The 21,733-nt window shown below is 40.4% G+C and carries 15 protein-coding genes and 1 pseudogene; 7 read left to right on the top strand and 9 right to left on the bottom strand.

Annotation, left to right across the window (positions count from 1 at the left end):
- Window positions 1-329 precede the first annotated feature (329 nt).
- The 3 genes from DPF90_RS10160 (at window position 330) to DPF90_RS10150 (ending at window position 4,204) form a co-directional block, all read left to right on the top strand.
- Complete coding sequence (locus tag DPF90_RS10160; RefSeq protein ID WP_114786226.1) at window positions 330-1,541, top strand: aminotransferase class I/II-fold pyridoxal phosphate-dependent enzyme; 1,212 nt, start codon at window positions 330-332, stop codon at window positions 1,539-1,541.
- A 2-nt stretch (window positions 1,542-1,543) separates the two neighbouring features.
- On the top strand, window positions 1,544-2,383 hold the full coding sequence (locus DPF90_RS10155) for a DMT family transporter (protein WP_114786225.1): 840 nt from the start codon (window positions 1,544-1,546) through the stop codon (window positions 2,381-2,383).
- 909 nt (window positions 2,384-3,292) lie between these two features.
- On the top strand, window positions 3,293-4,204 hold the full coding sequence (locus DPF90_RS10150) for a LysR family transcriptional regulator (RefSeq protein WP_114786224.1): 912 nt from the start codon (window positions 3,293-3,295) through the stop codon (window positions 4,202-4,204).
- 71 nt (window positions 4,205-4,275) lie between these two features.
- On the opposite strand, the gene DPF90_RS10145 is transcribed toward DPF90_RS10150, so the two are convergent.
- From DPF90_RS10145 to DPF90_RS10135, 3 genes and pseudogenes are all read right to left on the bottom strand, one after another.
- Window positions 4,276-6,039, bottom strand: a complete 1,764-nt coding sequence (locus DPF90_RS10145) for a methyl-accepting chemotaxis protein (protein WP_114786223.1) — start codon at window positions 6,037-6,039, stop codon at window positions 4,276-4,278.
- 250 nt (window positions 6,040-6,289) lie between these two features.
- A complete protein-coding gene (locus DPF90_RS10140; RefSeq protein ID WP_114786222.1) occupies window positions 6,290-7,594 on the bottom strand; it encodes an inosine/guanosine kinase in 1,305 nt (434 codons plus the stop codon).
- 109 nt (window positions 7,595-7,703) lie between these two features.
- Window positions 7,704-8,175, bottom strand: a pseudogene (locus DPF90_RS10135) (CreA family protein).
- Between the two features lie 153 nt (window positions 8,176-8,328).
- Here DPF90_RS10135 and DPF90_RS10130 point away from each other — a divergent pair.
- The gene (locus tag DPF90_RS10130; protein WP_114786221.1) at window positions 8,329-8,832 is read left to right on the top strand and encodes a flavodoxin; all 504 of its coding nucleotides are present in this window, start codon (window positions 8,329-8,331) and stop codon (window positions 8,830-8,832) included.
- 18 nt (window positions 8,833-8,850) lie between these two features.
- Here DPF90_RS10130 and DPF90_RS10125 read toward each other — a convergent pair whose 3' ends face one another.
- Together DPF90_RS10125 and torT are read right to left on the bottom strand one after the other, a co-directional pair.
- Entirely contained in the window at window positions 8,851-9,306 is a 456-nt protein-coding gene (locus tag DPF90_RS10125) for a methylglyoxal synthase (protein WP_114786220.1), read from the bottom strand.
- Between the two features lie 10 nt (window positions 9,307-9,316).
- Window positions 9,317-10,315: a TMAO reductase system periplasmic protein TorT gene (gene torT / locus DPF90_RS10120; RefSeq protein ID WP_114786219.1), complete on the bottom strand. Its 999-nt coding sequence runs from the start codon at window positions 10,313-10,315 to the stop codon at window positions 9,317-9,319.
- Window positions 10,316-10,395: 80 nt separating this feature from the next.
- On the opposite strand from torT, the gene torS reads away from it, so the two are divergent.
- Window positions 10,396-13,284: a TMAO reductase system sensor histidine kinase/response regulator TorS gene (torS, locus tag DPF90_RS10115; RefSeq protein WP_114786218.1), complete on the top strand. Its 2,889-nt coding sequence runs from the start codon at window positions 10,396-10,398 to the stop codon at window positions 13,282-13,284.
- A gap of 36 nt (window positions 13,285-13,320) precedes the next feature.
- On the opposite strand, the gene DPF90_RS10110 is transcribed toward torS, so the two are convergent.
- The 4 genes from DPF90_RS10110 to DPF90_RS10095 all read right to left on the bottom strand — a co-directional run bounded on the left by DPF90_RS10110 (window position 13,321) and on the right by DPF90_RS10095 (window position 20,270).
- Window positions 13,321-14,469 (bottom strand): iron-containing alcohol dehydrogenase, encoded by a 1,149-nt coding sequence (locus tag DPF90_RS10110; protein WP_114786217.1) that lies wholly within the window; start codon window positions 14,467-14,469, stop codon window positions 13,321-13,323.
- A 229-nt stretch (window positions 14,470-14,698) separates the two neighbouring features.
- Window positions 14,699-16,846, bottom strand: a complete 2,148-nt coding sequence (locus DPF90_RS10105) for a type I secretion system permease/ATPase (RefSeq protein ID WP_114786216.1) — start codon at window positions 16,844-16,846, stop codon at window positions 14,699-14,701.
- 2 nt (window positions 16,847-16,848) lie between these two features.
- Window positions 16,849-18,210, bottom strand: coding sequence for an HlyD family type I secretion periplasmic adaptor subunit (locus tag DPF90_RS10100; RefSeq protein WP_162814018.1), 1,362 nt, complete (start codon window positions 18,208-18,210; stop codon window positions 16,849-16,851).
- Window positions 18,207-20,270 carry a peptidase domain-containing ABC transporter gene (locus tag DPF90_RS10095; RefSeq protein WP_420855750.1) on the bottom strand — a complete coding sequence of 688 codons (2,064 nt, stop codon included), beginning with the start codon at window positions 20,268-20,270 and terminating at the stop codon, window positions 18,207-18,209. The genes DPF90_RS10100 and DPF90_RS10095 overlap by 4 nt, the downstream gene beginning before the upstream one ends.
- Before the next feature lie 542 nt (window positions 20,271-20,812).
- On the opposite strand from DPF90_RS10095, the gene rtxH reads away from it, so the two are divergent.
- Entirely contained in the window at window positions 20,813-21,172 is a 360-nt protein-coding gene (gene rtxH / locus DPF90_RS10090; RefSeq protein WP_114786214.1) for a protein RtxH, read from the top strand.
- 25 nt (window positions 21,173-21,197) lie between these two features.
- Entirely contained in the window at window positions 21,198-21,659 is a 462-nt protein-coding gene (gene rtxC, locus DPF90_RS10085; protein ID WP_114786213.1) for an RTX toxin-activating lysine-acyltransferase RtxC, read from the top strand.
- The last annotated feature ends 74 nt before the right edge of the window (window positions 21,660-21,733 follow it).

The raw sequence follows: 21,733 nt of genomic DNA, 5'->3' as shown, positions 1-21,733 counted from the left end.
TTTGTTTGTTGAGGATAGGTTTTAGTGCGCCAGCCTGAGCTTTTGAGCCGATTACGGTTGAGTTTTTTCTTTGTAATTGTCTATTTTTGAATGAGTTTTGCACACCTTGGTAAAGTTTAATGCTTAAAAAGTGGGCTAAAAAGTTATAATGTTTCAGGGTGTTACATTTCTAATTTTAAATTATTTATCACAATTTTAAGTAATGTTTATGCAACTAATTGAAATAAATTAAATAAAATATGTTTCATATCCAATTTGTTGACTATTTCGTTGTATTTTATTGATTTAAATGACTATAAATACTTTCCATTTTATGTAGGAGTAAAAAAGTGGAACTAGTTAAAAATCATAGAACGAACTACCAGAAAGTCCTAACGCTAGCTGAGTCATCATGGGATGATGCGTTGAGTCATGGAATTACTTCTTTGAATGCATGTGCTACCGGAGTTAATAAATATAGTCTGAACAGTGGTACGGAATTTAGACATTTTTGTACGACATCATACTTGGGTCTAGAGTTTCATCCTAAGATTGTACAAGGGGCAATAGAAGGTATTAAACAAACAGGCTTGTTGCGTATACCAAACTCGAGAAACAGATTAAAACTTTCATATTTACATGACTATGAACAACGACTATCACATTATTTTTCTTGTCATGCTTTAGTTACGCTCTCTTGTAGTGCTGCAAGCTCCGGGATTTTGCCTCTTTTATCATCGGGAGTTTTGACAGAGAACAAAGTACCAGTAATTGTGTTTGACAAATATGCTCATTATTCAATGAATCATACTAAAGCTGCATGCTCAGCTGAGACAGACATAGTTACGATTGACCACAATGATATGAACCAGTTAGAAGAGTTATGTCGTAGAGAAAAATTTGTTGCTTATGTGGCTGATGGAGCATATAGCATGGGAGGGTTAACGAAAATCAACGATCTTATTTATCTGCAAGATAAATATGGACTTTTCCTTTATCTGGATGACTCTCACTCTCTATCAGCAATAGGGTGCGAAGGTGAAGGTTTCGTAAAAAGCAGCTTAGGTGAGTTAAATGACCGTACGATCGTAGTATCATCTTTAGGCAAAGCATATGGAGCCAGCGGAGGCCTCGCTATGTTGCCAAATAATGGAATGAAAGAGAAGATTAATCGATATGGAGGACCAAGTAATTGGTCTCAAAGTTTAAATGCTGCTGGTATTGGTGCTGGCATGGCATCACTGGATATCCATGAATCGGAAGAATTAATTCATCTACAAAAACATCTGCAAAATATCATACAGTATTTTGATTCTCTATTTGACACTAAAGAGAAAGGAAACATCATGCCAATACGACTATTGAGATTGTACAATGACTCAATAGCGAACTCAGTTTGTTCTTTGCTACTTGATAAAGGCTTTTTTACCTCTTCAGTTTTCTTTCCTGTTGTACCGAGGGGGCAAGCTTCCATTCGTGTTACGCTAAGGGCAGATATGACGACGGATGATATCGACGAATTCTACAAAGCTTATACATTTGCTCATAAAGCAGTGAGCTAGCCATGTGGTTTTTTGCTGCGCTATGTTCTGCTTTTTTTCTATCGCTAAGAGATATATCGACTAAAAAAACAGATGTGAGTGGGATTAAGTCGGCTTATTTTATATTGCTTATAATCCAACCTATATCTATTGTCATTATCAGCTATTTTGGCATTCAAGACATCGACAGTCAGTTAGTCTTACTACTATCTTTAGCATCTTTTTTGGATACGATTGCTATTGTTTGTTATGCATTGGCAGTTAAGTTAGGAAAAGTATCGGAAGTAGCTCCAATTTTATGTCTAATTCCTGTTTTTCAGCTGTTGCTTAATTACTTTTTTCAGGGCTTTACTCCATCGATTATCAGCTTTTTCGGTGTATTGTGTTCTCTGATATTTGTCTTTTATGGTCAAGGGGCGAATTGGAAAAAAATGCTATCTAACAGAAGCTTTTTGCTAATGTTATGTGTGGCACTGTGCTGGTCGGTAAGCTCGATTCTGCATAGAGAAGGCGCTCTAATCGTGTCTCCTGTACTGTGGACAAGTCTGGTGGTCACCGCCTCAATGATATATATCAGCATATATATGGTTCTATTCACTGGAGAAAGCCTTAAAGTATCAGGAATAAGAGGTAGTATTTTGGCATCTATTTCGCACTTCTTAACGTTGATAACATTTTATTGGGCATCCTCCTTGGGTAATGTGGCTTACGTTTCTGTAGTCAGACGCTTATCTTCATTTTTTTCAGCGCTATTTTCGTTATTGTTCTTAAGTGAAGAGGTAACCAAAAGGCAGTGGATATGTATAATTGGGCTAATATTTAGTGCGGCATTGATCATTATAGGATCTCAGAAGACGCTATAGTTCATCGCTTCTGTTGTCGTTAGTATCTAAGTACAGGTCTCTTATTGCGAGACCTGTTTAATTTTAGGGGTAGCTATTGTCAACTGAGTTTATCTATTACCTTAATAGATTTCCTCTAGATAACTTCCGAATCAGTTGACGTTACACCTTCTTGCTACTTTACAATCAGGCCTGTTTTTGTCAAAGTTCCGCGATACACTTTTCCTTGAAAACGGGGCATTTTTTAGTCCGGTTTCTACTTCTTTTACTTTTGATGCCACTATTTTATCGAACCGCTTTCCGTTTATATAGGCATCACCATGTTTGTTGTTGATAAGTATTTTATCGCAATATTTGATTTTTATTCATAATTGCGTATTTATATTAAACGCTATTTATTAAATTGCAAAATATAATCCATCATATATTCATTAAAACATAATTAACCTTTTGTTAATGATGTTTACTTTTAACTAAAAATTAAAACACTATTAATTTAACCAATAATAAAGTATTCATGTTATTTATAAGGCGCCCCACCAAAATAATCAGAGGGAGTATCCAATCAGACTACGGTCGTTTTGACTTCTATGATGCATTCATAAATTTAAATCTAAAATAATCATTTAAAATCAATGCTTTATGTTGATTTAAGTTTTGTTTTCAATCGATGGTAATTAATAAGAAATAAAATATTACACTTTTATTTCAAAGAAAAAAATAAAATAGTTATGAATGAAAAATTATCATATATGTTGTAATTGCATGAAAATAGTAGAATTTTTTATTTTATAAAGTAGATGAGCTTGCATTTATTATGATTATGTTTTTTTGTGCATATAATAAAATTCATAAATATGATGTATATTTCCATGACTTTAAGAAGTGAATTAAAAATACTACGATAATATTTGTCAGTAGAGGAAGCCTATGGAAAACATGAAACGTTACTGCATATTTTCTGTTGTTGCAGAATCTGAGAGCATGACTGCTGCATCAAAGCGCTTAGGGATGTCACCATCAGCGATTAGTCAGAATATATCTATATTGGAGGAATCTTTAGGTGTGACATTAATTTACCGCTCGACTCGTGGCTTTTCTTTGAGTGAGGCAGGCAGGGTGTTGGTCAGTGAATACCAAAAAATGCATGATCATTTTTGTCAATTCAAACAGACGATTACCGATTGCAAGGAGCACATGTCTGGGAGTATTAAAATCACGGCCAGTAACGGCATGGCTCAGGCTGTTCTTGCGCGGGCGCTTGAGGACTTTACGCCAAAATACCCGCAACTGAGTTTTCATATTATTGCTGATGATGAGTTAAGAGATGCCATCAATGATGGTATCGATATCGCCATCAGAGTTGGAAAGCTGAAAGACAGTAACTTAGTGTATCGACCCGTCGGTCAGCTGGAAACCGTATTAGTCGCTTCCCCCAAATATTTAGCGCAACACGGAATACCAAGTACTATAGAAGATTTAGTGGAGCATTGTTGGCTTACAGGTACAGCGTGTGCCATGGAAAGCAGAATTAATGAGATGCTGACAGATTCTAAACCTCTAAAATTCAATACTAAAATTGAAAGCAATAATATTATGGTGTGCCTTTCCTTTGCGATTGCTCATCAGGGAGTCACCATTTTGCCACGATGTTTTGTTAATGATGCATTGAAATCTGGTCAGCTTGTTACGCTTTTAGAGGACATCGTTTGGCCTTCTGTTGAAGTTCAGATTCTTACTGCCAGTAGGGTATTGCCCAAAAAGGTCAGGATTGTCATCGATCACTTAAAATCTCACTTTGAGCTTAAAGGTCAATCAATTAAGTCATTACAGTCGTCTTGATATAACAGTGTTTACTTACTGCAACAAAAAAGCGCTTCACTGATGAAGCGCTTTATATAAACGGCAGTTAACTAGTTTGAAGTTTGGAACTCAGCAACTGCTTGGTCCATATCTCCAGCTTGATTGGATACCTTGTCAACTTCTTCAAGACAATTCTGAGCAGATTGCATATTACCCTCTGAGATAGTATTTAGCTCAGTAATGCTGTCGCTCACTTGATTCATAACACTGCCTTGCTCTTCAATTGCAGAGGCGATACGCTCCGAGTTGGCCTGGATGTTGGTCATATCTGTTATGATTTGACCGAGACTGTCGTCCAATGTTTCAGAGGCCGTTAAGGTTTGCTGACCTTGTTCATTACATTGGTCGATGTTGGTGACAACTGTCGCCATTTGAGTCTGGATATCGGTCACGACTTTAGTGATTTCCTCGGTTGATTGATGCGTTCGGCTTGCTAAAGCTCGTACCTCATCAGCCACGACAGCAAACCCTCGACCTTGTTCACCTGCACGAGCTGCCTCTATTGCAGCATTCAAGGCGAGTAGGTTGGTTTGTTCAGCAATGCCTTGGATAATGTTTACCGCATCGCCAATCTTATCGACGTGGTCATTGAGAGAACTGATAGAGCCTTGGCTGTCAGAGAGAATTTGGGACAGTTCACCAATATTTCTTACGGTTTCTTCAACAACAGAACGGCCATTTTGTGCATTAATCGTTGCCTGTTGAACGCCTTCTACAGCGACAGCAGTACTTTCAGAAATCTCGTTGATAGTCGATACCATCTCCTGCACAGATGTTGCCATTGTTGAGGTGTGATCCGCTTGAATGTGGAATTGTTCAATCACACCTTGTAACTCATCGTGCATACTTTGTGTACTACTAGAAAGTTCAGACGACTTAGCCTGTGTACCCGAGATCAGCGTTTCCAGCTTGTCCAATAAACGATTGAAGTAAGTGCCGATAGAGACGAGCTCGTTGTTGCCTTTAAGCTGGGAACGAAGGGACACATTATTTGATTGTGCAATCTCTTGTATTATTCCAAGCAAGGCTGAAACTTGTTGGTTGATTGAGCGTGATATCTGCCAAATAAACACTAAAATGAATATCATCACCACGAAGCTTACACCTTGTTTAATGGCGTTTAGGCTTTTTCGAGTGGCTTCACTTTGCTCGGCTAGTGCTGCAGCGAATGTTTTAAATTGCTTTTCAACGTTGTGCGATAAGCCCCTAGTTTCGCCTAAAAGTCCTTCGTTATACTTGAGGCCAATAACTTTCATCTGCGCGACTACGTCTTTAGCTGCGGAGAGTACTTGGCGTGAGTTGTAGGGTAACAGGCTTTCTTTTACTTCACCTTTCGCCACGCCCGAGTCAAATTCTGCAAGGCTTACAAGCTGATCACTCGAGAGTGACGACTTGGTATTAGACAGTGCGGAATTATATTTACCTCGCAATTTGTCTTCGGATTTTAAGCCTAATGTGTCATAACCATTGACCAAGTTAGTAAATCCGGTTTGATACTTTAGTATGCCATCGCGAACAGAAGCGCTGGAGGGCAGGTCGTTGGCGCCTAATACAGGTGATAATTCAGACTCCAAACCGAGGAAAATATCCATGTTCTTATCAAACTTATCGAGGTACTTCATATCCTTGCGTAGGAGGAAGTCTTTTTCGTTACGTCTTAAGTTAAGGAGGCGAATTTCGAGCTTCGCGACAAGTAAGGTCGCTTGATTAAGCTGCTCAGAAGTTTGAGCAAAATGGGAGGTCGTCAAGAGCAATGAGGCAACTCCTAAAACGGCGACTGCACCTAATGAATATAGCTTATTCTTGATATTCATGTGACTACCTAAGTTATTGGTTTGATCGGTTGATTAGCAACTCTTTGAAGAATAGTTGCTAATTATAGATATATCAATTATGCACTCTTAGGATATGCCATGTCGGAATGCTTTTATTGTAAGGCTATGATATATCGTCTTTTTAGACTTGGTATAAGTGACGAAAATAGAGGTTTAGTCTAGGTAGGGAGTAATGAGAGAGAGCTTAGTTTGGCGAGAGAGCAGTTAAGAACTGCTCTCTGTAAATAGATTAACGATCCCAATAAGTTTCCTCTAGGCTGTCTTCCCTTTCAGGCAAAGATCTTGATAAACGGGGGGAATGCTGCGTTAATACTTCGTAGCTCACACGGTTTGCATACTTGCAAATTTGCGATAGAGAAGAATAGGTCAGGTAGGGATGATCGTGTTTAGATGAATTAGGTACATTCATGTGGTGATGACTATTTGCTGCCATATCATGCAAAAGTGCCGACAGTGCCGCATCCCCTGCGCCGTTGGTATTTTTTATCTCAAGTGGACCGCCTAAGTATGGACCGATATGAGAGTATACTTTGATAGGTGTAGTGCAATCGTCTTTGCGCATAGCGCGGCTAAATTCATATTTATTAAATTCAGCAATATTACCGGGAAGTAATGGCAGTTCAGTTGTCCGCTTGACCGAATCTTCCGTGTAGCCTGCCATGTATAAACCTACAGGACCTGAGGTACATAGCACAAGATCAACCCATTCAAGAGCTTTGTCGGCAGCCAGAAGAGGGTCTTTCTCACCAGTAAGAGCTTCTCCTTCCTCTTCATTCATCGCAACAATCGAAATATTATCTTTTATGTAGTCTTGCCACCATTCGGCATTACCTTCAATGACCCATTTTGTTCCTAAAGTTAAAACCACTGGGACATTTTTAGACTTAGCAATTTCTATCGCTCTGGCTACCGCTTTAGGCATTGGATCTTCGGGTTTACCGCGCATCAAATAGGACGAAACGATAAGTGCAGAGGCTTTATCGAATACATCCTCCGGAATACTATCTGGACGGAGCTTATTCATGTGCCCTTCGTTTATCGCAAAGGTTCGTTCACCATCTTTAGAGATTAGGGTGTAACAACGTCCGATAGCACCTTCCACCATTTGCAAATGATTGAGGTTCATTCGCGATGATGTTCTACACAAATAGCGATAAGCAAACGAGCCTACTTCGATATTCTTAGACATAACACCGAGTAAAACAGATTTACTATCTGCAAGCACAGAGTAGTTATGTAATGTATTACCGATAGTGTCTCCGGGGTATTGATGCGTGATCAGCTCTCGATTAACCAGCTCTGCATACAATTCGTCTGCTGTGCTCTCTTCAACGACCAATGAATGACCTTTACTCAAATCATATTTTGCCAAGAAGTCGTCATCAACTCTCGCTTCAATATCAACGATTGTCTGACCAACACCGACAATGATCGGTCTAAAAAGCTTTGGTGTCTGCTTCATTTGGTTGACAAGTGGATCTCTAGCGTGAGTAGGGAAGTAGTGCTTCGATTTACGTTGTCCAGGAAATTTCATCTTTTGAACAGGGTTAGAAATTTTGGCGCATCATATCACATTATAATAGGATTGCTTCCATTTTATTTACAGGAAATAGGGCCAATTTTTCATACACTGGCCCTATCTACTATTCGATTACAACCGCTGCAGAATATGCTTTCGTACCCCAGAGTGGAACCGTTGATAAACTGTGCTTGAAGCTACCTTCTGTTTCTTTTGTTGTATAGGATAAATAGAGTAAAGTTTGATTTTCTGAATCATAAATTCGTCTAACTTTCATCGACTTAAAGAAGATACTTTTTGACTTTCTAAATACTACTTCGCCCGACTTACTCTTGTCTATTTTAGCGATCATTTCTGGTGTTATATCTCCAGTTTGACGACATGAAATAGAGCTATCACTTGGATCAGCTAAGCTAAAGTCGGCTTCCACCGAAGCGGATATGGCAGGTTACGCCGGTTACCACATCATCTTTTAAATTTTCGATTTTGATATCTTTTAATGTAAACAAACCCAAAGACACATCGCCAACCTCATTGTTATCGCAAGCTGTGAGTCCAAGAGAGAGCATAGTTACCGCGGCTATTTTCCTTAACATGATTTTATCTGTCACTTTTTCATTTGGTTAGGCAAATTAAAACAGGTTGAACCCAAATATTCTAGATGGAACTTGAGTGGATGGTTAAAAATACTTGTGACGTCATGTCGTTGCCTATAAGCTTGCCCCATGTTTACCCATAAGGCCTGAAATATGGACCAAAGTCCAAATGAACTTCTTGAAATCAAAAATCATTGGTTCAGCCAGCAAGTAGAGGTCGATTTTCCTACCCAAGAGAGCCTGTTGGGAAGAGAGCTGTATTTATCTTCGGCTCATTCTCGTTCTTGTAGTCATATAAAAACGTTGCCCACTGCAAATGCAGAATTTGCTGAGGACGACATTTATAAAGTGGATTTTCACCGATTAACGGTCATGTTTTCGTTGTTACAAGCTAAGCGCTGGAATAGTGAACAAGATCAAGCCTTGGTGATTGAATTTTTGAGCCAGATAATCTTTTCTGAACCTTGTGACTTATATGTCGGCTTCCATCAAGGTGAGCCTTCGGCAGCAGCGGTTGTAACAATAAAAGACGATTCTATCTTGATATCTGATATTGTTACAAACTCCGACGATTCAACGGCTTTTCTCTCCACTTTGCTAAACCACTCTGCGGTTGCAGCTCATAAGTACGCCCATATCTTTGTTGAATCAAATTAACCGCCAGAGCTGCATTAATCAAAGTCTTTCAGCGAGATAGGCTTGATAATCTGGAATTTCTATACTGACCTCAGATTCGATCAAATCTGAAGCAACAAGAAAATTTGCGGTAGCTCGGTTGGCCGCAACCGGGATATTCCACACACTTGCTATTCTTAATAGTGCTTTGACGTCGGGATCATGGGGTACGGCATTAAGTGGATCCCAAAAAAAGATCAGGATATCTATCTTACCTTCAGAAATAAGTGCTCCTAATTGCTGATCACCTCCCATAGGACCAGAAATCATACTTTTTATCTTTAGGCCTGTTTCTTTATTCAGCATTGCTCCCGTTGTACCTGTGGCATACAAAGTGTGACTTTGTAGCTTAGTCTTGTGTTCCAAGACCCACCGAAGTAGTTCGGGCTTGTAGTTGTCATGAGCAACAAGTGCTATGTGTTTGCTTTTTGACATCGTTCGTGTGGTTTTTTTCATCGTTTCCGTCCTAGTTATTGACATGAAAAGTTGGGCGATACTCTGACGGTGACAAAGATTGAGATATCACATTTGGATTAAGCTTTTCGGGCGTTAGCGGTTCAATAACAGGAGTTTGCTTGGATTGATAGGGTAATCCGCGAAGATAATTGACTGCCTGTTGAACCGACATCCGCCCTTGCTGCACCATTTTGTCAGTGGGAGCGAACTCGACTCGATTACGAAGTAAACCGCGATAAACCCCATGGCTTAAGTAAGTAGCTATAAGACCCATTTCACCAGACTTATTTGCGATTCGTAATTCACTGATCGCAGCTTCAATCGCAACTGCGCTTCCCACGATATAATCTATGTCATCGCGCTCGATGACTTGTTGTACCAAGTTACGCTGTAACTCTTTGTCGTTGTCAGCCCAGTAGGATTGAATAATGTGAATATCACTATCTTGAACCGCATTAATGAAACCCTGCATCACAGGATCAGTTCCTCCGCTTGCCTTCGGGCCTAGTAATAGTGCGACATTAGCTTTTCCTGATCTCTTGGGGTGTTTATCTTTGAGGTACTGTCCTGCATAATAGCCCATCCAATACCAATCGACACCTACTTGGCCTTTAAGCTGGTGAGATTTTGGGTCGAGAGTGAGTTGGTTGATACTGGCGAAAACAGGTGTGTTCCCAATCAGCTGATGGATTTTGTGCAAATAAAGATCTGGACTGACCGTACCTAAAATAATGGCATCAGCATCCCATTCGTGGCATTTTTCTAGCTGAGCTTGTTGTCTTTGTTTGTTAGGGTAACCTCCAGCTTCGAAAACTTTGAGTGTGATGCCTAGTCTTGCCGCCTCATCAACCATGCCATAATTTACGGATAACCAATACGAATCTTTCAGGTGTGGATATAGAGCGCATAGCTTTAACGGCTTTGTCGATGCAGCTGTATTGCCCGTCAAAAAGCAGCTGACTAGAAGCACGGCTATCGAAGAATGTTTAAGGTTTAAGGCTGAAAGCATGAGGTACACCGTTGCGAATAAGTCCATAAACATTGCAGAATATAACCTATTGTCAACACCCACAGAAGAGTAACTGAGAAATGTTATTAGAAAAGGCCAGTATTGGTCGAAAATTACTGTTTGCGTTTGTCGCGATGGCAGCCTTAGTGATGATCTCTTCAGCGATTGGGGTAGTTGGTTTTTCGTCAGTTGCCAGAACAGAGCGACAAGTGGTTAACTTAGCCATTCCCTCGATGATAGAAGCCAGACAAGTCTCTGAGCTCAGTGCCCTCATTATATCTTCCGTTCAAACGCTTTCGAGTGCAAAAACGGAAGCAGAGCGGCAGCAATCTGGAAAAGTTCTATTTTCTCAGTTAGAAAAGTTACTCTCACATATTAAACAGCTCGGATCTGATTCATTTGACTCTAACTTGTTAACCCAGTTAGAAGATGAGTTGCAAATCGTGATTAGTACATTGGCTGAGCTTGGACTTGTGGTTGAGAAAAAACTGTTTCTTGAGAAACAGTTATCTAGTATTACAGGGTCACTTCGACAACAAGCGTCTGAGCTAGAGATGCTGACAGGGACGCAGGTAGCAAATACCAGCACCAACGCTGTAGCGAATGTTACGCAAATTTATAATCTGTTGGATAACAAAAATACAGCTAAAGTCTATCAAGCGCTAGATACTTTAGTCGAAGTTGATCTAGATCGCGCTGAGCGTTTACATGAGCTGCATTTACTGGCCTTTAAATTACTCAACCACATTGAAGAAACAAGAACTACCTCTAACATCGACCGAATAAACAGCATTAAAGAGGCATTTAAAACCAACCTTGAGATCATGAAACGTCGTATACAAACGATTGAAGATCCCACTCGTTCTATCCAAATGAAGCAGCTTTTGACAGAGTTAGACCATGGAAGTATCGTGTTTGATGTGTTGGTTGAGCGCTACCAAAGCGAATATACAGCTCAAATGCTATTGCGTAACACCTTAGTGCAGTTGACAGATCTAAATGCAACTGTTGCCAAACTGATTGATGAATCTAACATGGCCACGACCGATGCTGTGACAAAGTTACACACAACACTTCAATATTCACAGTTTAGTTTGGCTTTCATTACCCTAATGGGGATGCTTATCGTTGCTGTGATTCTTTGGCAACTTGTCTATGTTTCAGTGGTAAAGCGTCTAGCCGAGTACTCAACGGCATTGTTGGCCGTTGCCAATGGCCAGTTAAATATAGATATTAACGTCGAAGGTAACGACGAACTCGCTGATATGGGAAAAGCCATAGTCAATGCGAGAGATACTGCTAAGTCACTTAAGTTGGTCGCTGAGAGTGAAGCACAAGCCAAGCGAGAATTAGAGCAGCATAAAGGGCATCTCGAAGAACTTGTCGCGCAGAGAACACGTCAACTTGAAGAGAGCAATGAAAAGCTCAACCAAGAAGTGATCAATCATGAACTCGCGAGAGCGACTGCAGAAAAAGCCAATCGGGCAAAATCAACATTTCTTGCCACCATGAGCCACGAAATTCGAACTCCCTTGAATGGCGTATTAGGAACCGCTCGGCTGCTCAAAGATACAGGGCTTAACTCTAAACAAAATCACTTTATCGATGTAATTAATCGTAGTGGTTCAACCTTATTAGCAATCTTAAATGATGTGTTAGATTACTCAAAAATCGAAGCTGGCTTTTTAGAAATAAGGCCTGTAGATTTTGGAATTTATGAGACAGTTCAAGAAGTAAAACAGTTACTCGATAGTAAGGCGAAAGAAAAACGTATCGAAATTCGCGTTTCTATCGATAGTAGGGTTTCGCCATACTTACTTGGCGATGTGACCCGTATAAGCCAAGTGCTGACGAACTTAGTCGGCAACGCGGTCAAATTCACCGACGCTGGACATGTCACTATTAGTGTCTCACCGGATCCATTTCAACCAGAGAATACACACTTTGTCGTGTCAGACACCGGAATAGGTATTGCGGAAAGTGATCAGGAGAGCTTGTTTGATGCTTTTACACAAGCATCGGGAGGCATTCAGAGTATGGGAGGAACAGGGCTGGGATTGGCTATCAGTAAGCGGATTGTTCAGGCAATGGATGGTGATCTACGACTAGAGTCTAAAATAGGGTTGGGCAGTCGGTTTAGTTTCAGTCTTTACCTACCAGAGGGAAGCCAACGTTCTCCCAAATACCTGTCTTCAGAGATGGTTCGACTAGCACGAGTACTGCTTATTGAAGATAACCCCGTCAATAGCATGGTTGCTGAGGGCTTTTTGGGAAGTTTAGGTCATACGGTTGATACCGCCCATGATGGAGAATCAGCGAAGAAACTGTATGGTAAGAACCATTACGATATTGCATTGATTGATATTAACCTTCCCGATTGTAATGGAATGGACCTTCTCACCACGTTAAAACGTATTAAAAGTGACAGCGTAGCGAAGATGATTGCAGTTTCGGCACATGTGTATAACGAAGAAGTACAAACCTATCTGAGTGCGGGCTTTGATGGCTTTTTACCCAAGCCTCTTGATAAAGAGGCATTGTCCGACATGCTGCAAATAAACTTGACCGATTCAGTCTCAAATCAACCGATTTTTAATCCACCTGAACAAAATCAAGACGATGAAACTCATATTGTTAATGCCAAAACAATCGAGCAAGATATATCGATTTTAGGTCAAGCCAAAATGAAGGAAATTATAGACATATTTGATGAGATGGCGAAAGATATATTGCTGCTTATGCAGGAAGCGGAAAACAATGGGGACTCAAGCCAGCTGAAGGCGCTAGCACACAAGTTGAAAGGTTCTTCAGGAAGCCTTGGTCTTCTGGCTCTGTATGATATGTGCTTAGATATCGAAAAGGCAGACCAACCAATTATCGCATACCAGAAAATCAAGTCACAGTTACCGAACTTGACTCAACAGTCTAGTGACTCATTACATCGATTGGTCAACGAAGTTTCAAGCTAACTAAAGTAAAAGCAGCAAATGCTGCTTTTATCTATCTTACGCAATCGCGCTCGTTAGTATTTGGCGACTGGCTTCAAGGGTGATCGTTTTATTCTCACCTAGAGCTTTCAAACCATGGTGTTCTAACTGAGAGACTACAGCATCAATCGCTTTCTGCTTATTATTACCATGCTCGGTTAATTGAGTAGATATCTGCATAGTTTGGTAAAACCTTTCGATTGCATTGATGGTTCTTTCGGCTAAATCGTCTGATTTAGTTAGGCCAAAAACGTTAACACCCATTTGCTCCAGTTTTGCACGTTTATGCACAAGCTGATTTCTAAGTAGGGAAGGCTGTACTATTGCGAGTGAACGGGCATGATCGACACCCCACAGCGCGGTAAGTTCGTGGCCTATCATGTGAGTTGCCCAATCTTGAGGAACGCCCGTTCCAATTAGACCATTAAGTGCTTGGTTTGCTGTCCACATCAGGTTTTCACGCCAAGCATCGCTATTACGTTGTTCAAAGTTTTCACCAAGCACTTTCAACGTTCGCAATAAGGTTTCAGCATAACCATCCTGGACCATGGCACCATGACTTGTGGTTAAATACTGCTCACAGACGTGTACCCAAGCATCGACAATACCATTAATTAGTTGTTTTTCAGGCAATGTTTTCATTACATCAGGATCCATCACAGCAAATTTGGGCTGAACATGTGGACTACCAAAAGACAACTTATCTTGGGTTGCAGCTTTAGTAATTACAGCTCCCGAATTAGATTCAGAACCTGTTGCAGGGAGTGTAAGCACTGCGCCAAGAGGAGTGGCATCTGATACTTGATAGTCACCTGTCAATATATCCCAACCATCGCCTTGGTATTTTGCTGCGGCTGCAACATATTTTGAGCCATCGATAACTGAGCCACCGCCAACAGCGAGAATAAAGTCGATGTTCTGTTGTTTGACTATGTTGACCGCTTTATCCAATGTTTCCTTGGTTGGGTTCGCCTCAACACCTGAAAACTCAACCCATTGGTGGTCTTTAAGCGAGTTGACGACCTGGTCATAAACACCGTTTTTCTTAATTGAGCCACCGCCATAAATAACCAAAACTTTATCGCTTGGTGAGATGGATGATTGAATTGAACTTATTTGGCTTTGGCCAAAGAAAATTTGGGTAGTATTAACATAACTAAAACGCATTGCCATTCCTTTGTTATCTGTAGTTAGAGGCCCGAATTTTATCGGTACTGAGCGTTGATGTTGACCTTTACTAACTGTACGGTCAATCCAGCATGTAAGAATATATGGGGACAACATCAGCAAAATACCAGTGGATAATACTCTTAGCCTTGTTTTGCATGTAACATGGGTGTCTTATATCGTGAGGAGCGCGAGAGTCTCAGCATAAGCCTATCGTGGTTCAGCAAATTTACTGACCAGTTTGCTGCTTCCAAAGTTGTGCGTATAGGCCTTGTTTGGTGACTAATTGTTCATGAGAGCCTTTTTCAAGGACTTGACCTTGATCGATAACAAAAATGGTATCAGCATGACGAATAGTGTTGAGCCTATGAGCTATGCTTACGACTGTTCGACCGTTACATATTTCATCCATGTTACTCATAATCGCGGCTTCAGAGTTATAGTCGAGTGCCGAGGTTGCTTCATCGAGTAGTAAAATTCTCGGCTTAACAAGAAGAGCTCTCGCTAGAGCAATACGTTGTCTTTGACCTCCAGATAAGGCAACACCTTTTTCTCCCACTGGTTGATTCAATCCATGAGGGAGATGCTCAATAAACTCCAATGCTCCGGCGAGTTGTGCCGCATAACGGATGTCATCTTCACTGGCTTGAGGTTTGCAAAGTCGGATATTGTCGGCAATGCTTCCGGAGAATAGGATACTTTCTTGTAGTACCACACTCATATTTTGTCGTAACGATACGGGATCGGCGATAGCTAGGTCCATACCATCGACTAAAACTTTTCCATGTTGGGGTACATATAAGCGTTGTAATAGACGAGTTAGGGTACTTTTACCTGATCCAGAGGGTCCTGTAATACCGATAAACTGTCCTGGCTTAATCTCGAGTGATAAATTAGCTAAAACTTCTGGGGAATCTTCGTGATAACGAAAACGAATGTTATTAAATTCGATGCCTCCTTTTAATTCAGGTACGGATGCTAAACCTTGTTTACTGGCTTCTTTTGGTTCGTCGAGAATATCCCCAACTCGCTGAAGTGCAATTAGTGTGTGCTGGAAGTCTTGCCAGACTTGCGCCAGCCTCAAAATAGGTCCAGTCACATGGCCCGCCAGCATATTAAACGCAACTAACTGTCCAGGGGTGATTTCGCCGTTTAGAACAGCACTCACGCCCCACCATAGAAGTAATGCGCTAGTAAGCTTTTGTACCAGCGCGATACTTTGCCCTGCAATTAACTCCAATTTTTGTGCGTCGAAATTTCGGTTCAACTGATGGCTGAGAACACGTTGCCACTGATGTAGAAACCTGTGCTCAGTAGCTGTAGTTTTGATGGTTTCTATACCTGTGATTGCTTCAGTAAGAAAGGCGGTCACATCAGCATCAGCTTCGTATTCTGACTCTACTTTCTTACGAATCCATGGACCGACTAACACCCAAAGTAAAAAGTAAATTGCCAAGGAGCCAATGACTATAAAGGTCAGCATTGTTGCGTAATTAAACATTACCGCAATAAATACGATGACAAATATTAAGTCTAGCAGCAACATTAATGTTGAACCGGTTAAAAACTGACGGATCTGAGTCATTTCACGCACACGTGCTATGATCTGTCCTGTCTGACGCTGTTTAAAATAGTTGAGAGGCAGCCCGACTAAATGGCGATAAAGACGACCTGATAATTCTGCATTTACTTGGCTGGCTAGATGGCCAAATATTGTGTTTCGTAAATAGCTATATATTGGCTCCGAGATGGCCATGGCTAACATCGCTATACCGAGTATATGTAAGCTATTTAGGCTGCGGCCCACGAGAACCTTATCAATGACATTTTGGAACAGTAAAGGGCTCGCTAAGGCAAAGATCTGAAGTACGATGGCATAAAGAAAAACGTCCCTTAGTTGACTTTTTTGTCTGAAAATTGAAGGTATAAACCAACTTAAACCAAATTTTACCTCTTTGCTGCTAAGTTGTTCATCTGCAAGCAACATGACCTTATACACTGGCGATTTCTCATATGAAGTTAGAGAATCTTTTTGCTGGGCCTGACTTTTGGGATCGAAGACTGTCCAACTGTTTTGGTCTAATTCAGTGATGACTTTCCAGCGATTATCAAGATAAATGAGAGCGGGTAATGGTAATGTATTAAGTTTGCTGCCGATAACCTTAGTAATCTGACTTTTTAGCCCTATATAGCTAGCTACTTCTCTGGTTTCCATATCCGTTAGTTGAGGGTGATGAGTCCCTAATGCGGATTTTAGCTGTTCGCTAGTGGATTTTTTGTGAAACTTCTGACCAGCATATACGACGGCCTCAATGCCCCAGTTATTCTCTGGTTGTGTATTTTGCTTGGTTTCATCGGCTGGTAAAGCGATGCTCATGGTTATCTCTCTCTGAGTGCTTCTGCTTGATATTCCCTAATTGGGCTAAGGATATAGTCGATAACACGTCGCTTATCAGTTTTAATTTCAGCGACAACCGACATTCCTGGTATGAGCTCAATGATTTGGCCACCGATGTCAATAACGCTTTTATCCAATCTAATTTGAGCAGGGAAAACTAAGCCGTGTTCGTTGTCTATGGTTGAATCACGGGAAACACTCAGAAGTTCGGCATCGATTGTGCCATAACGTGTATAGGGGAAGGCATCTACTTTAACGGTTACACATTGGCCGGGATAAATAAAGCCTACATCTTTATTGAGAACCTGAACTTCGGCTATTTGTACGCCTTTGTCTGGTACAATAACCATCAGGTTTTGCGCGGGTTGTAAGACAGCTCCTATGGTATACACGCTTAGCTCTTGTACTGTTCCATCGACTGGAGAGCGAATAATTTCTAACTGCTCGCGTTCACGCACCTTAGACAGCTCCTGATTAAGAGCGGCAAGTTGGAGCTTAGCTTGTCTGCGCTTTTCCATCCATTCTCTGTGCTTTTGCGCTTTAAATCCACTTAACCTTTCTTCAAGCCTAAGGTGTTGAGATTTTAGCACTTTTAAGTCGGCTCGTTGTTGGTTTACTTGACGCTGTGCTTCGAGTAATTCTTTCTCTTGTCTCAAATATTCAATATCACCTATTACCTTGGCCTGATTGAGCTTTTTGCTTGCCTCGAGTCTTTGGCTGATGTTTTCAATCAAGCGAATTAAGACGTTAATGTCGCTTTGGCGTGCGGCTTGAGAGGTTGTGTTCACCTGCATTTCTGCATCGATACTTGCTATTGTCGCATTATACTCGCGTTTTTCGCTGAGATAGTTCTCTTTGACCAGGTCTTGTTGTTTCGTGGGTAAGGCAATGAACATAGAACTGGCATCAAGCTTTTTTTCGTCCATTAAAGCGTTATAACGAATGAGTTCATTGGTTTTAAACTCTGACTGAGTGATCAAACGATTCACGTCCTGATTTACACCCAAAGTATCCAAAGTGATTAATGAATCTCCTGCTTTGACACGTTGGCCATTTTTGATGTGAATTTTTATTATTCGACTCTGTTCATATGACTGAATAACTTGTGATCGGCCTGACACTACAAGGCGGCCAGAAGCTGTAGCTTGTACATCTAGTTTGCCCCAATAGGCCCAAACTAGGACAGCGATCACACCCATACTTAATATGATTGCTGTTAAGCGAGCAAAGGGGGAAGGAGGACGCTGAGTTAATGCTAAGTGTGCTGGCAGAAACTCATAGTAGTTTTTTGAGCTTGATAGTAAATTGAACTTGGTTAACAAGTTCCTGAAACTGACAATCATGCAGTGGGGCTCTCCTGTTTCAGTTCCTGTTGAAGTTGCCATAGTTGTTTGTATTTTCGACTGTTTCTTAGAAGTTGATGATGAGATCCTTGTTCGATAATCTTACCTTTATCAAGCACAATTATTCGATCACAATCTCGCACTGTAGATAGCCGATGAGCGATCGTGACGACAGTTCGATTTTTGGCTATGCTAGCCATATTAGATTGAATCAATGCTTGGGACTCATCATCAAGAGCACTGGTCGCTTCGTCCAAAATTAATATTCTGGGATCGGACAACAAGGTACGTGCGATGGCGAGCCTTTGCTTTTGGCCTCCTGAAAGCGATTGACCACCTTCAGCTAATATAGTGTCGTATCCCATGGGTAACTTTAAGATAAATTCATGTGAACCAGACAGTTTGGCGGCATTAATTATTTCTTCTAAACTTGCTTCTGGCCTTGATTGAGTAATATTGTCACTGACACTTTTACTAAATAGAAAGTTTTCCTGTAGGACCACGCCCACTTGATTTCTCAATTGTTCAATGTGGATATGAGTCAATGGAATGCCATCTATCGTGATAGAGCCTTGTTCTGGGCTATACAACCGTAGCAACAAACGAGCAAGAGTACTTTTTCCTGAGCCAGATGTGCCTACCACGCCAAGAGATTCACCAGCCTTAATATCTAGAGATAGTTCATTAATAGTTGGAGGAACATCGGGTTGGTATCGAAAGACAACATTGTGAAGAGATATAGCTCCTTGAATTGTGACCATATCTTTACCTGTATGTTGTTCTACAGGGAGGTTGAGCATGTCACCCAGTTTTTCCACTGCGACTCGAGTTTGAATAAACTGTCCCCATAAGTCGACCATACGAGCTAATGGCTGCGCAATATGATTTGACATCATATTAAATGCGATGAGTTGACCTATGGTCATTTCTAACGAAAGTACTTGCATTGCTCCCAACCATAATATGGCAACACTGGTGGTTTTTTCCAGCCATTGAACAATATGATTTGACTTGTTATTAAGCTGTTGTACCTTATAGCCCGTAGTCACTATTTTTTCGGTTTGTTCATCCCACTTGCGCACAAAACGAGGCTCCACTGCCAAACTTTTTAGTGTTTCGCTTCCTGAAATGGTTTCGGTAAGAAATGAGGTGTTTGCTGCTGCATAGGTAAATTGTTCTTCAACAGCGCTTTGCATCTTTGGGGTTAACCACCATGCTAAAAGGGCGTATAGCGGTATGGTTGCTATAAACACCCAAGTTAGGGCAGTAGAAAGTAAGCTCATTACGTAAAGAAATACGAACAGAAATAGTAACTCGACTGTCAGGGTAAACATAGAGCCAGTCAAAAACTCTCGAATTGTGTCCAGTTCTCGGACACGTGTAACAATTGCACCTATTTGGCGAGATTTAAAAAACATTAATGGTAAGCCAAATAGGTGCCTTATCATCTTTAACCCAAGCTGGATATCTATTCGGTTGGCCGTATGGGCATATTGATATTCACGCAAACCACGCAATACTATCTCGATACAGCCGGCAATCACTAATCCAAACACAAGTACATCTAGTGTCGACCAGGCTTGATGAACTAGCACCTTATCCATAACGACTTGGAAAAAGAGTGGAGAGATCAACGCGAGGATTTGTAGAACAAAAGAAAACAAAAGAATCTCACTCAAACAACGTTTATGTTTAAGAAACTCAGGAATAAACCAGGTAATATCAAAGCGGGATTGTGTTTGCTTTACTTCAAGCCATTTTTTATTCCAAGTTGTGTTTAGTTCATGGGTCGAGATAACTTCAGGTGATTCTTGGCTTGTTTTTTTAATTAAACATTTATCTTTATTGTATTTTGCTAAAATAAAGGGGGCGTCATTCTTATCGAATAGGATTGATGGAGTTTTAATTTTGTTTATTTTTCTAAACTGTGAAAATTTTTTTTTGATTTTTACCTTGTTGTTTTTTTCTATTCTCGCTAGCTCTGTTTTAAAATTCGAAGATACTTTTTTTTTATCATATCTTCTAGGCTCTTTTCTGCAACCAGTTAAACTTAAGTGCATTTCTATATAGAGCAGAATTAATTCTTCATTTTTGGACATAATAAAAGTTTCAGATGAATTTAAATAGTTATTTACATTCAATGTAACAATAACATCCTTTTGGGATGTGCTCTAGAGTAAATTATGGATATGTTTTTTTGGATTTTGTTCTTCGATATTACATGAAGGTTACTCATGCGTAAAATTAAATAAATTTATAATTTTACGCATAATAATCAATGTTTTATTATTCCGTTAACTATAAGTTAAAAGTGTTTTTTCTTATTTTAATTAGTGATTTTTCACTTAAGTTTGAGATGTCGATATTTATATGCAACTTAGAATGAAACACGAAATATAAAATTAGTTTCATTGTGGTAATTAAATTAGATTTTACCTTGTTTTTAACGTTGACTTTAATAGATATCTAATTATGATAACCAAATATTGACTTTTATGTTAATAAGTAAAGATGAATTTTACTTTGTAAATAATCATTTTTATTAATTTTATTTTAAATTAATAAGTGTCGCCACTTAATATTAAACATTTGAGGGAAGGTTATGACTGAGAACTTTGTTCAGACTGTATCTAGTGTTAATTATAATAAAGGTGTTTTTTCTCTTTATTTCGTAGGTCAGGATCAAAACAATATGGCGAATGGCGTAATGGCTGAAAGCGATAATGATCTTGAACTCAAGCAAGTTGTCCATATGCCTGCCTCTGGTTTTATGTACATGGTATCTATGGTTAAGAACATGTTAGAGGACCCAAGAATGGGAGCTGAATTTGACAAACTAGTGGCAGCTGGTTTTCTACCAGCGGGTGATGCTGAGGTAAGTCAGGCGGAAGAGTCACCAGCGGAAACTCACGTGGAAGAGAAAGCCGCTCCGAAAAAACGCACTTCCCGAGCAAAAAAGTAACGCCATATCGGTTGGTATAGGGTAGGTGTCTATTAAACATCAACCAGCAAGCCTCACATTAGCTCAAATCCAACAGATGATAGGTGGTGTCATGTTACTGAGTCAACACTCGTCCCTTCATCGCCGATACGTGGTTGCTGAGTGGCAACAGCGTATTATGCCGGCCTTTGAGCTAAACCAGTTTTGCTACTACGAAGATGAGCATGGACGCCCAATTGCATTTTGTAATTGGGCGTTTGTCTCTGAGCAGATCCGAGATGAGTTGTTATCTGGAGTGCGCGAAATATCTCCATCTGACTGGCGTTCTGGTCAGCATATCTACATTCCAGAGATGATTGCTCCATTCGGGCATGGCCATGGGGTCGTTAACGATCTTCGTCGCCGTGTATTTATACCGTGGAAAGGGCAGAAGGTCTGTACTGTCCGCGGCAAAGTGGATGCTCAAAATGACCGCTGTGTCAGAAAGATACAGTGGTTTTCCATTTAACTTCTAAACAAGAGTATGGCTTATGGGAAAACCATTTTGGAGAAGTGTTGAATATTTCTTTACAGGGAACTTGT

Origin of the sequence: Vibrio tetraodonis (assembly GCF_003350295.1) — a bacterium.
Taxonomy (GTDB): Bacteria; Pseudomonadota; Gammaproteobacteria; order Enterobacterales; family Vibrionaceae; genus Vibrio; species Vibrio tetraodonis.
The sequence above is the reverse complement of the archived record's forward strand: the minus strand, read 5'-3'. Positions and strand labels throughout refer to the sequence as shown.

Coding starts and splice junctions, on each gene's coding strand:
- rtxH (WP_114786214.1), top strand. CDS start 20,813: ATGACTGAGAACTTTGTTCAGACTGTATCTAGTGTTAATTATAATAAA.
- DPF90_RS10105 (WP_114786216.1), bottom strand. CDS start 16,846: ATGAGCATCGCTTTACCAGCCGATGAAACCAAGCAAAATACACAACCA.
- DPF90_RS10110 (WP_114786217.1), bottom strand. CDS start 14,469: ATGCGTTTTAGTTATGTTAATACTACCCAAATTTTCTTTGGCCAAAGC.
- torS (WP_114786218.1), top strand. CDS start 10,396: ATGTTATTAGAAAAGGCCAGTATTGGTCGAAAATTACTGTTTGCGTTT.
- DPF90_RS10095 (WP_420855750.1), bottom strand. CDS start 20,270: ATGCACTTAAGTTTAACTGGTTGCAGAAAAGAGCCTAGAAGATATGAT.
- DPF90_RS10150 (WP_114786224.1), top strand. CDS start 3,293: ATGGAAAACATGAAACGTTACTGCATATTTTCTGTTGTTGCAGAATCT.
- DPF90_RS10145 (WP_114786223.1), bottom strand. CDS start 6,039: ATGAATATCAAGAATAAGCTATATTCATTAGGTGCAGTCGCCGTTTTA.
- torT (WP_114786219.1), bottom strand. CDS start 10,315: ATGCTTTCAGCCTTAAACCTTAAACATTCTTCGATAGCCGTGCTTCTA.
- DPF90_RS10130 (WP_114786221.1), top strand. CDS start 8,329: ATGGACCAAAGTCCAAATGAACTTCTTGAAATCAAAAATCATTGGTTC.
- DPF90_RS10100 (WP_162814018.1), bottom strand. CDS start 18,210: ATGATTGTCAGTTTCAGGAACTTGTTAACCAAGTTCAATTTACTATCA.
- DPF90_RS10155 (WP_114786225.1), top strand. CDS start 1,544: ATGTGGTTTTTTGCTGCGCTATGTTCTGCTTTTTTTCTATCGCTAAGA.
- DPF90_RS10140 (WP_114786222.1), bottom strand. CDS start 7,594: ATGAAATTTCCTGGACAACGTAAATCGAAGCACTACTTCCCTACTCAC.
- DPF90_RS10125 (WP_114786220.1), bottom strand. CDS start 9,306: ATGAAAAAAACCACACGAACGATGTCAAAAAGCAAACACATAGCACTT.